General features: G+C 65.5%; 13 protein-coding genes and 1 other RNA gene. 5 read left to right on the plus strand and 9 right to left on the minus strand.

Going from position 1 to position 12,986, the window contains the following annotated elements; genetic code table 11:
* The first annotated feature begins 83 nt into the window (after nucleotides 1-83).
* The 3 genes from AOA14_RS18095 (at nucleotide 84) to AOA14_RS18105 (ending at nucleotide 3,322) form a co-directional block, all read left to right on the plus strand.
* The gene (locus tag AOA14_RS18095; RefSeq protein WP_062903257.1) at nucleotides 84-2,117 is read left to right on the plus strand and encodes a lytic transglycosylase domain-containing protein; all 2,034 of its coding nucleotides are present in this window, start codon (nucleotides 84-86) and stop codon (nucleotides 2,115-2,117) included.
* 7 nt (nucleotides 2,118-2,124) lie between these two features.
* Nucleotides 2,125-2,607: a transcription elongation factor GreB gene (greB, locus tag AOA14_RS18100; protein ID WP_062902816.1), complete on the plus strand. Its 483-nt coding sequence runs from the start codon at nucleotides 2,125-2,127 to the stop codon at nucleotides 2,605-2,607.
* Between the two features lie 88 nt (nucleotides 2,608-2,695).
* A complete protein-coding gene (locus AOA14_RS18105) occupies nucleotides 2,696-3,322 on the plus strand; it encodes a hypothetical protein (protein WP_062902817.1) in 627 nt (208 codons plus the stop codon).
* Here the strand turns inward: AOA14_RS18105 and AOA14_RS19945 are convergent, their stop codons facing one another.
* The 9 genes from AOA14_RS19945 to AOA14_RS18145 all read right to left on the minus strand — a co-directional run bounded on the left by AOA14_RS19945 (nucleotide 3,323) and on the right by AOA14_RS18145 (nucleotide 10,831).
* Complete coding sequence (locus AOA14_RS19945; protein WP_186402361.1) at nucleotides 3,323-3,484, minus strand: hypothetical protein; 162 nt, start codon at nucleotides 3,482-3,484, stop codon at nucleotides 3,323-3,325.
* 86 nt (nucleotides 3,485-3,570) lie between these two features.
* Nucleotides 3,571-3,955: RNase P RNA component class A (gene rnpB, locus AOA14_RS18110), an RNA gene on the minus strand.
* A 151-nt stretch (nucleotides 3,956-4,106) separates the two neighbouring features.
* Nucleotides 4,107-4,796, minus strand: coding sequence for an N-acetylmuramoyl-L-alanine amidase (locus AOA14_RS18115; RefSeq protein WP_062902818.1), 690 nt, complete (start codon nucleotides 4,794-4,796; stop codon nucleotides 4,107-4,109).
* Nucleotides 4,797-4,862: 66 nt separating this feature from the next.
* Entirely contained in the window at nucleotides 4,863-5,720 is an 858-nt protein-coding gene (locus AOA14_RS18120) for a CheR family methyltransferase (RefSeq protein ID WP_120649319.1), read from the minus strand.
* The gene (cheB, locus tag AOA14_RS18125; protein WP_062902819.1) at nucleotides 5,717-6,832 is read right to left on the minus strand and encodes a chemotaxis-specific protein-glutamate methyltransferase CheB; all 1,116 of its coding nucleotides are present in this window, start codon (nucleotides 6,830-6,832) and stop codon (nucleotides 5,717-5,719) included. Before cheB ends, AOA14_RS18120 begins: the two co-directional genes overlap by 4 nt.
* An 8-nt stretch (nucleotides 6,833-6,840) precedes the next feature.
* Complete coding sequence (locus AOA14_RS18130; protein ID WP_003050271.1) at nucleotides 6,841-7,215, minus strand: response regulator; 375 nt, start codon at nucleotides 7,213-7,215, stop codon at nucleotides 6,841-6,843.
* 72 nt (nucleotides 7,216-7,287) lie between these two features.
* Complete coding sequence (locus AOA14_RS18135; RefSeq protein ID WP_120649320.1) at nucleotides 7,288-7,725, minus strand: chemotaxis protein CheW; 438 nt, start codon at nucleotides 7,723-7,725, stop codon at nucleotides 7,288-7,290.
* A complete protein-coding gene (locus tag AOA14_RS18140) occupies nucleotides 7,722-10,124 on the minus strand; it encodes a chemotaxis protein CheA (protein ID WP_062902820.1) in 2,403 nt (800 codons plus the stop codon). Before AOA14_RS18140 ends, AOA14_RS18135 begins: the two co-directional genes overlap by 4 nt.
* A 62-nt stretch (nucleotides 10,125-10,186) precedes the next feature.
* Nucleotides 10,187-10,831: a histidine phosphotransferase family protein gene (locus AOA14_RS18145; RefSeq protein ID WP_062902821.1), complete on the minus strand. Its 645-nt coding sequence runs from the start codon at nucleotides 10,829-10,831 to the stop codon at nucleotides 10,187-10,189.
* Nucleotides 10,832-10,950: 119 nt separating this feature from the next.
* Between AOA14_RS18145 and AOA14_RS18150 the strand changes: the two genes are divergently transcribed.
* A complete protein-coding gene (locus AOA14_RS18150; RefSeq protein WP_062767855.1) occupies nucleotides 10,951-11,907 on the plus strand; it encodes an RluA family pseudouridine synthase in 957 nt (318 codons plus the stop codon).
* 78 nt (nucleotides 11,908-11,985) lie between these two features.
* Nucleotides 11,986-12,888, plus strand: coding sequence for an RNA polymerase sigma factor RpoH (rpoH, locus tag AOA14_RS18155; protein WP_003050258.1), 903 nt, complete (start codon nucleotides 11,986-11,988; stop codon nucleotides 12,886-12,888).
* Nucleotides 12,889-12,986 lie beyond the last annotated feature (98 nt).

Genomic DNA, 12,986 nt, shown 5'->3' on the forward strand with positions numbered 1-12,986 from the left:
AAGCCGCTTTCACCGATAGAATCCGGTCAGCGCGCCGCGTCATGAACGCCTATTCAGCGCCCTGCAAGGAGTTTGCCACTAACATGGCCGGCATGTTTTCGCTGCCCCCAATTTCCCGCCTCGCGCTCGCTGCGGCGCTGCTTGTCCCATCGGTCGCCACCGCGAGCGAACTGACGCCCGATCAGATGGCGTGGTATCGCGCTCAGATGGGGCTCGCGTCGGTCTCGACCTCGCCGCCGAGCGCGACCAACACCGTCGGCGACGCGGTGCTCGAATGGCGGCGGCTGACGCAGGACCAGACTGCGTCGTTCGACCGGCTTTCGCGGTTCCTGATGGCCAATCGCGACTGGCCCGATGCCGACAAGATGCGCGTCCGCGCCGAAAAGGCGATCGCGATCGACAGTTTCGATCCCGCGCGCACGCTCGCCTATTTCCAGGCCTTTCCGCCGCGCACCGCGAGCGGCGAGCTGCGTATGGCGCTAGCGCTCAACGCGTCGGGCCGCCGCGACGAAGCCTATGCCGCGGTGCGCCGGGCCTGGACCGGCGGCACGCTCGATGAAGCGGAGGTCAGCCGGGTGCTGAGTCTCTTCCCCGGCGCGATCTCGCTAGCCGATCATGATGCACGCATGGACAAGCTGTTGTGGCTGGGCGCGACCGGCCCCGCCTCGCGCCAACTCGCCTTCACCTCGCCCGACCGGCGGCCGATCTTCGCGGTGCGGCTCGCAATGCGCAGCGGCGCGGTCGACGCCGCGATGCAAGCGTCGGCGATCGAAGCGCAATATCCGTCGCTGACCCGCACCGACCCCGGCTATATCGCCGACAAGGCAACGTGGCTGCGCAAGGCGGGCCGCGTCGGCGAAGCGCGCGCGCTGCTCGCTGGGCCGCGCAATCTGGCCTCGGCACCCACTGATGCGGAGGAATGGCTCGAAACCCTGCTCACCAACGCGCGCCAGGCCGATGCCGCGGGCGACAAGGTGACTGCCTATAATATCGCGCGGCAGCTTGATGACGCGCTGCCGTCGGGGACGGTCGTGCGGGAACAGCCGCTCGGCGTGCGCGACGATTATACCTCGCTGGCATGGCTCGCAGGCCAGCTCGCTTACAAGAGCCTCGGCCGGCCAGGCGAAGCGGTACGGCTGTTCCGCGCTTATGGCGAAGCCGCGCGCTCGGCGCAGACGCGCACCAAGGGCTTTTACTGGGCGGGCCGCGCCGCGCTCGCAGCGGGCGACACGGCTGCGGCCAGTGCGCATTTCGCCGACGCGGCCGAACATTATGACCAGTTTTACGGCCAGCTCTCGCTCGAACGGCTTGGCCGCCGCCAGCCCAAGCCGGTGCCCGTCCCGACGATCCGGGTCAGCGCGTCAGAGCGCGAGGCATTCGATGACGACCGGCTGGTGCGCGCCGCGCGCGCGCTGGGCGAAATTGGCGCGTGGCGTGAACAGTCGCTGTTCCTCCGTGCGCTGGCGCAGCGCGCGACGACGCCGACCGATCATGTTCTGGCGGGCCAGCTCGCCGCGTCGATCGGCCGTCCCGACCTCGGCGTCATGATCGGCCGCAGCGCGCAGGCGAACAGCCTCGACGCGGTCGAGGTTTCGGGCTTCCCCACGGTGCGTGTCCCGGCGGGGCAGGAAAACAACTGGACCTTCATCCACGCGATCACCCGTCAGGAAAGCCAGTTCGACCGCCAGGCGATCAGTCACGCCGGCGCGCGCGGGATGATGCAGTTGATGCCGGGAACCGCGCGCGAAGTCGCAAGCAAGCTCGGCCTCGGCTATGACGCGAACTCGCTGACCAGCGACACCAATTATAATATGACATTGGGGTCGACCTATTTTCAGCAGATGCTCAGCTATTTCGGCGGCAGCTATCCGCTCGCGGTCGCGGCCTACAATGCCGGGCCGGGGAATGTGAACAAATGGCTGCGCGCCAATGGCGATCCGCGATCGGGCACGGTTGACATGATCGACTGGATCGAGGCTATTCCGATTTTCGAAACGCGCAACTATGTCCAGCGCGTGCTCGAAAATGCGGTCGTCTACGACACGCTGCGCGACGGCGACCGGTCGCTGCCCAATGCACCGCTGAGCTTCTATCTCGGCAAGCGCACACCCGGCTGACCGGTCGATGGCGGGGGACAAGACCAATATCATCAGCCCGTCGGGCTTCGCCGCGCTGCGCGCCGAATATGATCGGCTGTTCGTAACCGAACGCCCCAAGCTCGTCGAAACGATCAGTTGGGCGGCCGGCAATGGCGACCGCAGCGAGAATGGCGACTATATCTACGGCCGCAAACGGCTGCGCGAGATCGACCGGCGGCTGTCCTTCCTCGCGCGCCGGATGAAGGCCGCGCGGGTCGTCGATCCCGCGGAACAGCCCGACAAGCACCGTATCTGGTTCGGCGCCACGGTCGAACTCGCCGACGAGGAGGACGCGCGCCGCACCGTCACGCTGGTCGGCGACGATGAGGCGGATGCGGGCGCCGGCCGGATCGGCTGGAACAGTCCGCTGGCCCGGGCGCTGCGCGGCGCGGCGACCGGCGATTTGCGCACGGTCCAACTGCCCGCGGGGCCCAAGGAATGGGAAATCGTCGCCATCGCCTATCCCTGATCGCGGCACGTGCCGCCTGTGCGCGCGATCACAGCGACGCGCGAAAGATCGTGCGAAGCCATCCGATCGTCACGCAAGGAGAGGGTCGATGCGGGGAATCATCATCGTTGCATTGTCGCTGGCGGCAACCGATAGCCAGGCGATGCAGCCGCCGGGCGACGCGCAGATCAAGGCCGAACTGGGCCGCGGCGAAGAGATTGAAGCACGCATCGCGGGTGACCTGAATGGCGACGGCGTCGATGACATCGCCTATATCGTGCGCGGCGACGACAAGAGGATATTGCGCGTCCGCCTGGCCGACAAGGGCAAGGGTTTCGGCCGCGCGCCGCAGGGCATGCTCGACCTCGACGCCTACCCGCTCGGCGCAGCCGAGATGTCCGTCGCGAAAGGCGTATTGGTCGTCAAGGATCTGACCGGGGGAACGACCGCGACGGCGGCAACCTATCGCTTTCGGCTAGACCCGGAGGCTGGGCGCATGAAGCTCATCGGCCTTGATGCAACGATGTATAGCCGCACCTTCGCGCACGACGGCAGCGAACTGAGCTGGAACCTGCTGACCGGCGACGTCATCACCTCGACGCTCAAGCTAAGCGGGTCGGGCGAAAATGCATCCTATCAAAAGACGGGACTCAAGCGCTTCCGCCGCCCGATCCGCGTCTATTGGATGGAAGACGCCCCCAGCGGCGAGGATGCGTTCGGCGCTGCCGCCAAATAATTATTGCCCCTGCCCCATCAGCGCCGGGATGATCCAGACCACCGATAGCACGATGACTGCCAGAAACAGCGAAATCGCAAGGACATAGCGCACGCCGTTGCCTTTGACGCCGCTGCTGGCTTCTTCGTCGGTCACTTCGACATGGTCGTCGACGACTTTCATGGTTCGTCTCCCTTCAGACTGTCTGCATCCAACGCGGGGCTGGACAGCGCGGTTCCCGCGCGCGGGGCGCGCGGGGATGGGAGAGTGAAGCCAGAGGGTCTGTAAGCCGGGTTCTGTCCACCCCGTTGCCGGGGATGGGCGATCATTCCTCTAGGCGGCCGGTTGCCCGGACGCTCAAGCAGTCAACCCGGACGGCGGGGCCGGAACCAGCCCTGAGTCACCTCGTGCCATCCCTATTCGACCTTGCTCCCGGTGGGGTTTGCCGTGCCGCGTCCGTTGCCGTCCGCGCGGTGCGCTCTTACCGCACCCTTTCACCTTTCGCCGGGCCGAAGCCGTTGGCGGTCTGCTCTCTGTGGCACTTTCCCTTGCTCCGGTTGCCCGAAGCCGCCGGACGTTATCCGGCACCGTGGTTTCCGTGGAGCCCGGACTTTCCTCCCCCGCTTGCGCGGCGGCGATCGCCCGACCCTCTGGCCTCATGCGGTTATAACGCGAACGAACGCCGATTGCGAGCGATTGCGCGAACGACTGACATGGGTGGATCCCAGCCTTTTAACGCTCGTCATGCTGAATCAAGTTCAGGATGACGATGCTGCGATGTCTCGCTTCGGTCACTCCCGCTCGATCAATCACCTTCGGGCTGCGGCAGCAGCAGTGCGAGCAGGATCGCGCGGCATTCGCCGTCGATCGTTCCGTCGATCAGTTCGGGGCGGAAGCGGCGCTGAAAGGCGACGGTCGCGGCAAAGCCGTCGGTGACATCATAGCCGAAACGTTCAAGCGCGAGCAGGAAGCCGGCGTCGGTCCATAGCGGATCGGTCAGTTTCTTGGTCGGCCGCGGCAGCGCCAGGCGCCGGCGCGCCAGCTCACCCCACGGAAAAAGCTCGCCCGGATCCTGCTTGCGCGTCGGCGCGATGTCCGAATGACCGACGACATTGCCGCGCGTGATCGCGTGGCGGTCCTTGATCTGGTGCACGAGCCGCACGACCGAGGCGACTTGCGGGTCGGGAAAGGGGACATAGCCGAATTCATGCCCGGGATTGACGATTTCGATACCGACGCTCGCCGAATTGATGTCACTGATCCCGCGCCAGTGCGACTTGCCCGCGTGCCACGCGCGCCTGTCCTCGGGCACCATATGGGTGATCTGGCCGTCTTCGCTGACGACATAATGCGCCGACACCTTCGCCTCGGGATCAGCAAGCCGATCAAGGGCTTCGGCGCCGGTCTTCATGCCGGTATAATGCAGCACGATCATCGAGATGGGCAGCGCGCGCTCGTCGAAATTGGGTGACCAGCGTTCGATAAAGTCGCTCATGCGTGTCGCGGCCCGTTCCTGCCCTGCCTTGTGTTCGCTTGCGCCAGTCGAGCGCAAAATGCAAGGTCAGGCCGCGACCGGCGCGCGCACCTGCTGATCGGCCGGCTCATAAAGTCCGCGCAGACGGCGGCTCGCCACGAACTGGTCGGTCTGGCCGAGCACCGTCTCGCCCGCTCCCAAGACCAGAAAGCTTTGCGGCGCGGCCACAGAACGCAGCCGCGCGAAAGCCTTCTGGCGCATCGGCAGCGAGAAATAGAGCAACAGGTTGCGGCAGAAGATCAGATCGGCCGGGCTGGCAAGCGGCGGGCGGTCGACGAGCATATTCTGCACGGAAAAGTCGATCCGGCGCCTCAGGTCGGCCTTGGCAAGCCAACCGCCTTCGGTCTGGTCGAACCATCGCACCATGCGCTGCACTGGCAGGCCGCGCTGAATCTCGAACTGGCTGTACAGCCCGACGCGCGCGCGGCTGATCGCATGATAGCTGACGTCGGTGCCGACGACATCGACCTGCCACCCCGCCCATTGCTCGCCCTGTTCGGCGAGCAGCATCGCCATCGAATAGGCTTCCTGGCCGGTCGACACGCCGCAATGCCAGATGGTCACGCGCCGCTTGGCCGCATTGGTTTCGCGAATATGCTCAAGCGCTGTCTTCGCTATGTCATCGAACACACTGTGTTCGCGGTAGAAATAAGTTTCATTGTTGAGCATCGCATCGACCGTGTCGTCAAGCAGCTGCCGGCTGGTCGAGGTGACGAGCGCAGCGACGAGCGCGTCGAGATCCGCGATACCGTGACGCTGCATCACCGGCTTCAGCGACATTTCGATCCGCCATATCCGGTTCGGCGACAGCGTCTGGCCGGTGCGCGATTCGAGCACGCCCATCAGCACGCGATAGGCGGACTCGCTGGCACCGCCGCCCATCATGACTTTTTGCTGCCGCCAAGATAGGAGCCGAGCATCAGCGCGATCGCATCGGGGTTGAGCGTCGCCGCGGCAATCCCCGCCTTGGCAACGGCACCGGGCATCCCCCAGATAACGCAGCTTTCGGGCGCCTGCGCGAGGACGGTCCCGCCTGCATCCTTCAGCCGCGCCGCGCCGGTCGCCCCGTCACGGCCCATGCCGCTCAGCACGACGGCCACGCCCCCGGCGCCGTAGACATCGGCGACCGAAGCCAGCATCGGGTCGGCGGAGGGGCAACAGCCATTGTCGACCGGACGGCGATCGAGCGCGATCTCCTGCCGCCGCCCTGCGTTGACGACCATCAGATGGGCATCGCCGGGGGCGAGATAGATATGGTTCGGCAACACCGGCATGCCCGCCGCCGCGACGCGGACGGTGCGCACCGTCATCGTCGCAATCTGGCGCGCGTAAAATTCCATGAAGGCATCAGGCAGATGCTGGGTCAGCAGGATCGGCGCCGAAATTCGCGGGTCGAGATTGGCGAGGAAGTTGGTGAAGGCCGGAATGCCGCCGGTCGAGGCCGCGACTGCGATGCAGGCGAGCGGCGCCGCCGCATCGAATGCCACCGGGGCCGGGGGCGGAATTTCGCGGCGGGCGAGCCGCGCCTCGGGCGGGATCGGTTGCCGCTGGCCGAGCGACAGGATGCGGTCGGTCAGAATCTCGGCGAAGCGACCCGAAAAGCTGCCCCGCCCCGGCTTCGCCAGCGTATCGCTCGCGCCGAGCGAGAGCGCGTCGATCGCGGCCGGGCCGCCTTCGACGCAGTTCGACGAGAGGATCAGGACACGGGCGTTCACGGCGCTGCGCAGGATATGCGGCAGCGCGTCGATCCCGTTCATCCCCGGCATTTCGATATCGAGCACCACGACATCGACGGGCTCGCTCGCCAGAAAGGCAAGCGCATCATGCGCCGATGCGACCGAGGCACACACCGTCAGCCCCGGCGTTCCGTCGACGATGCGTTCAAGGATGCTGCGGACGACCAGGCTGTCGTCGACCAGCATCACGCGAACCGTGCGCGCCGCCGGTATGTCGGTTTCGACCCTGGGATCGGTCAGCGAAGATTGGGGCAGCGACACGTCCGGGCTCAGGCAACGCCGACGAGTTGCAATTTCCCTTCCAGCGTCTCGCGATCGAACGGCTTCATGACATATTCGTCGGCTCCGGCCTCGATCGCGGCGCGGATATGGTCGATGCTGTTTTCGGTCGTGCAAAAGACGACGCGCGGGCGCTCCTCGATCCCGAAATCGAGATCGTTGAAGGCGCCGAGAAATTCCATCCCGCTCATCACCGGCATATTCCAGTCGAGCAGGATCACGTCGGGCCGATTGGCGCGGCAGAAGGTCAGCGCCTCCTGCCCGTCGGCCGCTTCGTCGACCGAAAAGGACATGCTTTCAAGAATATGTCGCGCGACCTTGCGAATGACTTTGCTGTCATCGACGACCAGACAGGATTTCGACATTTATTCCTCCGACCCCCGGAATTTACGCCACGTTACGGCCAAGGGGTGTCCACTATGTTAATACGGCCCGCATCACGCTGCCTTAAGCGCGGGCGGTACGATAAAATGCGACGGGTCGACCACGAGCAGCGACGCGCCCTCATGCTCGATCATCGCTTCGGCGACACGCGCCCATCCCGGCATCAGCTTGCCGGCCAGGCGCGTCTCGGCCGCGTCGATGAAGCACACATCCTCGATTTCATCGGCGAGCAGCGCGTAGCCATGTTCCGCAACATCGACCACGATCACCCGCTGCCCGCTCGCCACCGCCACCGGCGGCAGGCCGACGACGACATGCGGGTCGATCAGCGTGAAGACGCGGCTGCGCAGCGCGAACAGGCCTGCGACGTGCGGCGGCGCGCCCGGCACCTCGACCGGTGCCCCGACCGTGACCACCGAATTGATCGAGCGCGAGCGCAGCGCGACGCGCGTGTCGGCGATACGCGCGATCAGATACAGTTTTTCCATCATGACCGCGCTCCTCCGACCTTACGGCGCAGCGCCGCGAGCAAGCCCGCTCGATCGTAGCGATAGACGCTCGCATCCTCGGGGCTTGCCGAAACCGCTGCCGATCGCAGGCAGATGACGGGAAGATCGCCCCCATCATGGGCGCAGCCCTGCCCGCTTTCGGTCAGGCACAGCATCACATCGGCCCCCTCGCCCGCGTCGGCGGCCGTGGCAACGCGGTAGCCCGCGCCGCGCAGCAGCGGCGCCAGAAAATTCTCGCCCCACCCGTCGGCATCGCCTGCGAGCCGGCACAGCGGCGCGCGGCCCGCGACGGCGGTGCGGCCGCCGGCGTGACACTCCATGATCCAGAAAGGATCGATGAGTTCGACGGGCTCGCCACCGACCAGCACCACGCCCGCGATCAGGCCCGGTGCCGACGCGGGTTCGACCACGTCGGGCAGGCGCACGATGTCGATCACCGCCGCGATCGGGTAACAGATCACCGTGTCGCCGTCGTACAGCCGAAGCAGCTTCACCGCCGCCTCGCCGGCAGGCACCGTTGCCGCATGGACCGGGAATATCCCGTCGCCAACCTGCACCCGAACGGCGCCGCCGCTTTCAAACAGTGCCGATTGCGGCACTTCTTCGACCCGTTCGATCACCGACAGGCGAACACCGCGCGTGCGGCCGTCGGCCTCGCGGAACAGCAGCAATTGCGTCGCGTTGCGCGCCCGCTCGGCCTGCGCCTCGCGTTCGTCGGCGCGGTCCTGACTGCGGCCAGCCTCACCGGCATCGACGCCCGACGCCGCGAGCAGCCCCTGAACATCGAGCAGCAGCACCGGCCGCCCGTTGTCGGGCAGCGTGGTGCCCGCATAAAGGCCGGTCGCCATGATCATCGGTGCGGCGGGCTTGATGACCAGTTCCTCATGGTCATGGATCGCCGCGACGCTGAGCGCATAGCTCTGCCCCTGCCCAGGCCGGATGATGACGAGAGCGCGGTCGTCCACATCGTCGTCGTCGCCGCGCTGACGCGCCAGCACATCCTCGAGCCGCAGCAAGGGGAATTGCTCGCCGCGCACCGTTGCGATTTCGCCGCCACCGAGCCGCTCGATACGAACGCTGTCGTTCGTCTCGAGCAGAATTTCGCGCACCGATCCGCGCGGAATGGCAAAATATTGCCCTGCAGCGCGCACCATCAGCCCCGAAATGATCGTCAGCGTCATCGGAACGCGCAGCAACACCGACAGGCCGCGTCCCTCTTCATTGCGCAGTTCGACGAGGCCGCCGATCTTTTCGACATTCGCCTTGACGATGTCCATGCCGACGCCGCGGCCGGAAATTTCCGTAATCTGCGCCGCGGTCGAAAAGCCCGGACGAAAGATCAGCTCCAGCTTTTCAGCCGGCGTCAGCGTCCGTGCGTCGGCCGCCGAGAGCAGCCGGTTGGCGATCGCCTTGGCAACCAGCGCGTCGGGCGAAAGGCCGCGCCCGTCGTCGCTCACCTCGATTTCGATCTGATTGCCCGACTGGCGCGCCGAAACCCTTATGGTGGCGGTAATATCCTTCCCCGCCGCGACCCGCTCGTCGAGCCCCTCGATCCCGTGATCGATGGCGTTGCGGACGATGTGGATCAACGGATCGCGGATATTCTCCATCATCTCGCGGTCGAGTTCGACCTCGCCGCCGCTCGTGTCGAAATGGATCTTCTTGCCGAGTTCCTGCGCCAGATCGCGCACAATGCGCGGCAACGGCGCAAACAGCTTGTCGATGCGCTGCATCCGCATCTGGCTCACCGATTGGCGCATCCCCGCGATCGAATCGGACAAACGGTCGAACGCGCCAATCAGCGCCGCATCGGCCCCCGATTCGCGCAGCATCCGCGCGAACTCGTTGCGCGCGAGCACGATGTCGGTAACCCCCGTCATCACGCTGTCGAGCAGCGGCAGCGGGACGCGGATCGACCGCCAGCCCTGCAATTCGGTGATGATATCATCTTCGCGCCGTATCCGGATCGCCTCCGGAACCGCGGGTGCCGCGTCCGCCTGCACCGGATCAGGCGCACCGGCTGACAGGGCGGCGATCACGTCGCCATCCTCACCCGCCGGCTCGGCGCCTTCGCTCGCCAACCGCTCGCACAGCATCGACAGTCGATCGACGATGGCGAGCACGCCCGTGACGAGCGCGGCGTCGGGCGCGCGATGACCGCGGCGAACCTGGTCGAGCGCCTCTTCGGCGGCATGCGAAAGCGCGGTCACGCGTGGCAACGCCAGAAAGCCCGAGCTTCCCTTGATTGTGTGCATCATCCGAAAGATGGAATCGAGCTGCGCCCGGTCGGCCGGATCGGCCTCCCACACGACCAGCGCCCCGCCGGCATCGGCAAGGATTTCCGACGTTTCAGCCAGAAAATCGTTCAGAAGATCGTCCATCGCGGTTCCGCAGCGCCCCAAAATCAAGGCGCAACCATGACCGACAATGGTTAAGGAGGGCTTTACCTGGCGGGCCGCAGCACCGCGCCGACGAGCAACGACGTCGGCGTTTCGCGCGCCAGCATCACGGTGCCGTTATTCTGCGCCGCCACCGCCTGGACGAGCACCGCGGGAGCGGTTCGTGAGGTCATCGCGGCGGCCGCCTCGCCTTCCGCAAGGATGCGTTCGACGTCGGCATCGACAAGGATGCGCTCGGCCTCGGCATGCAACGCGATCTCGATGTTTTCGCCCTGCCGCTCGCAGCCGATGTCGAGCCGTCCGCCGCGGACCAGGGCATCGACCAGGATCAGTGCGAGGTTGAGGATGATCTTGACCGCCGGCTTGGGCAGAGCGTCGTCGCCGATCATCCAGTTGAGCGTGATCGGGCGGTCGGCCATGATCCCTTCGATCGCGCCCTTCGCTTCGGTCGGCGGCACCGCTTCGCCGAAGCCGCCCGCCGATCCGAAAGCGAGCCGGAAGAATTTGAGCTTCGCCGCCGATGTCCGTGCGCTTTGTTCGAGCAGGTCGACCACCCGCGCCCGCATCTCAGGGTCTTTTTCATCGGCCAGCAGCTCGAGGCCGTTGGCAAAGGCCCCGACGGGGCTCAGCAGGTCGTGACACAGGCGCGAGGCCATCATCGAGGCGAAATCGACGCGATCGTCGGTCATGGATGCATTGGCTCCCCAAGCTCGGCAGTTTCCGGCACCGCCGCTCCTAGGGCAGCCGCCCCCTTCAGGGCAAGCGCCATCCCCTTGAATATTGACCGGACGGGGCCACATGACGACCAATGAAGGGGGACGACGACATTCTGACCGTGGCGTTGGGCGACAGCGCGGCCGGGTTGCGGCTCGACCGGGCGTTGGCCGAGGCTTTGCCCAGCCTGTCGCGCGAGCGCGTCAAGACGCTGATCAAGGGCGGCCGCGTCACCGATGCTGGCGGGCGCATCCTGTGGGATCCCGCCGCCAAGGCATCCGCACCGGCGAAGCTCGAACTGCGCCTGCCCGCCCCCGCCCCCGCGCATAATGTGGCGCAGGACATGAATCTCGTCATCGCCTATGAGGACGAGCATCTGATTGTGGTCGACAAGCCCGCGGGAATGGTCGTTCACCCTGCCGCCGGCAATCTCGACGGCACGATGGTCAACGCGCTGCTCCATCATTGCGCCGGGCAATTGTCGGGAATTGGCGGCGTCGCGCGCCCCGGCATCGTCCACCGTATCGACAAGGATACGAGCGGACTGATCGTCGCCGCCAAGCACGACAAGGCGCATGAGGGGCTGGCGAAGCAATTTGCGGCGCACAGCATCGACCGCCGCTATCTCGCGATCGCGACCGGCCGCCCGATGCCCGCCAACGGCACGGTAGAGGCCGCGCTCGGCCGGTCGAGCGTCAATCGCAAGAAGATGGCGGTGGTCGAGCCGGGCCGCGGCAAACATGCGATCACCCATTACCGGACGATCGAGCCGCTGCGGGACGCAACCTTGGTGGAATGCCGGCTGGAAACGGGCCGCACGCATCAGGTTCGCGTCCATATGGCGCATATCGGCCACCCGCTCGTCGGCGATCCGGTCTATGGGCGCGCCCGAAAGCCGCTTTCGGACCTGCTGAAAGCCCGCCATTTTGCGCGTCAGGCGTTGCATGCAGCCCATTTGGGCTTTATTCATCCGGTGACCGGTAACAGCATCGCGCTCGACAGCGAACTCCCAGCAGACATGCGGGAACTGATCGATGAATTGCGCGTTTAGGTTTCGAATGAAAATCTATTTTGACCGCGAAAGGCAATTGCGGCAGGATATTTTCAGGTTTTAGGGAAGACACTCTCCATGGCTAATAAAAGCAATGTTCCGGCAGTGGTGCCCGCGCTCGGCGGTGAGGCGAGCCTGAACCGCTATCTGGCCGAAATCCGTAAATTTCCGCTTCTGACGCCCGAGCAGGAATATATGCTCGCCAAGCGCTTTCAGGAGCATGGCGACAGTGAAGCTGCGGCGCAGCTCGTTACCTCGCACCTGCGTCTCGTCGCAAAGATCGCGATGGGCTATCGCGGCTATGGCCTGCCGGTCAGCGAACTGATCAGCGAAGGCAATATCGGCCTGATGCAGGGCGTGAAGAAATTCGATCCCGAACGCGGCTTCCGTCTCGCCACCTATGCGATGTGGTGGATCCGCGCCTCGATCCAGGAATTCATCCTGCGCTCGTGGAGCCTAGTGAAGATGGGCACCACCGCGGCCCAGAAGAAGCTGTTCTTCAACCTGCGCCGCATGAAGAATAATCTCGAAGCGTTCGAGGACGGCGATCTCAGCCCCGAAAACGTCGCCAAGATCGCAAAGGATCTGGGCGTCACCGAGGACGAGGTGGTCAGCATGAACCGCCGCATGGCGATGGGCGGCGACACGTCGCTCAACGTGCCCATGGGCGAGGATGGCGACAGCCAGTGGCAGGATCTGCTCGGCGACGAAGGCCCGCTTCAGGACGAACGCGTGGCCGAGGCCGAAGAACGCGACGTGCGGCACGAACTGCTCACCGAAGCGCTCGCGACACTCAACGAGCGCGAACGCCACATTCTGACCGAACGGCGTCTGACCGACGACCCGAAAACGCTCGAGGATCTGAGCCAGGTCTATGACGTCAGCCGCGAACGCGTCCGCCAGATCGAGGTCCGCGCCTTCGAAAAGCTGCAGAAGGCGATGCTCAAGCTTGCCGGCGAACGCCGACTTATCGGCGCCTGAACGCTAATCCTTGCTCCCGCCCCGGTTGGGGGCGCAGTTAGAGGTCTTGTTCCGATCGCGCGCTTGCCTCAGGCGCGCGAGCGGTTAATTTGCCCGCC

Source organism: Sphingopyxis terrae subsp. terrae NBRC 15098, from assembly GCF_001610975.1.
Taxonomy (GTDB): domain Bacteria; phylum Pseudomonadota; class Alphaproteobacteria; order Sphingomonadales; family Sphingomonadaceae; genus Sphingopyxis; species Sphingopyxis terrae_A.

Bases quoted from the DNA above. Each gene is read 5' to 3' on its own strand.
- AOA14_RS18140 (WP_062902820.1), bottom strand. From the start codon at position 10,124: ATGGACGATCTTCTGAACGATTTTCTGGCTGAAACGTCGGAAATCCTT.
- AOA14_RS18135 (WP_120649320.1), bottom strand. From the start codon at position 7,725: ATGATGGAAAAACTGTATCTGATCGCGCGTATCGCCGACACGCGCGTC.
- AOA14_RS18095 (WP_062903257.1), top strand. From the start codon at position 84: ATGGCCGGCATGTTTTCGCTGCCCCCAATTTCCCGCCTCGCGCTCGCT.
- AOA14_RS18115 (WP_062902818.1), bottom strand. From the start codon at position 4,796: ATGAGCGACTTTATCGAACGCTGGTCACCCAATTTCGACGAGCGCGCG.
- AOA14_RS18120 (WP_120649319.1), bottom strand. From the start codon at position 5,720: ATGATGGGCGGCGGTGCCAGCGAGTCCGCCTATCGCGTGCTGATGGGC.
- AOA14_RS18150 (WP_062767855.1), top strand. From the start codon at position 10,951: ATGAAGGGGGACGACGACATTCTGACCGTGGCGTTGGGCGACAGCGCG.
- AOA14_RS18130 (WP_003050271.1), bottom strand. From the start codon at position 7,215: ATGTCGAAATCCTGTCTGGTCGTCGATGACAGCAAAGTCATTCGCAAG.
- rpoH (WP_003050258.1), top strand. From the start codon at position 11,986: ATGGCTAATAAAAGCAATGTTCCGGCAGTGGTGCCCGCGCTCGGCGGT.
- AOA14_RS18105 (WP_062902817.1), top strand. From the start codon at position 2,696: ATGCGGGGAATCATCATCGTTGCATTGTCGCTGGCGGCAACCGATAGC.
- AOA14_RS19945 (WP_186402361.1), bottom strand. From the start codon at position 3,484: ATGAAAGTCGTCGACGACCATGTCGAAGTGACCGACGAAGAAGCCAGC.
- AOA14_RS18145 (WP_062902821.1), bottom strand. From the start codon at position 10,831: ATGACCGACGATCGCGTCGATTTCGCCTCGATGATGGCCTCGCGCCTG.
- greB (WP_062902816.1), top strand. From the start codon at position 2,125: ATGGCGGGGGACAAGACCAATATCATCAGCCCGTCGGGCTTCGCCGCG.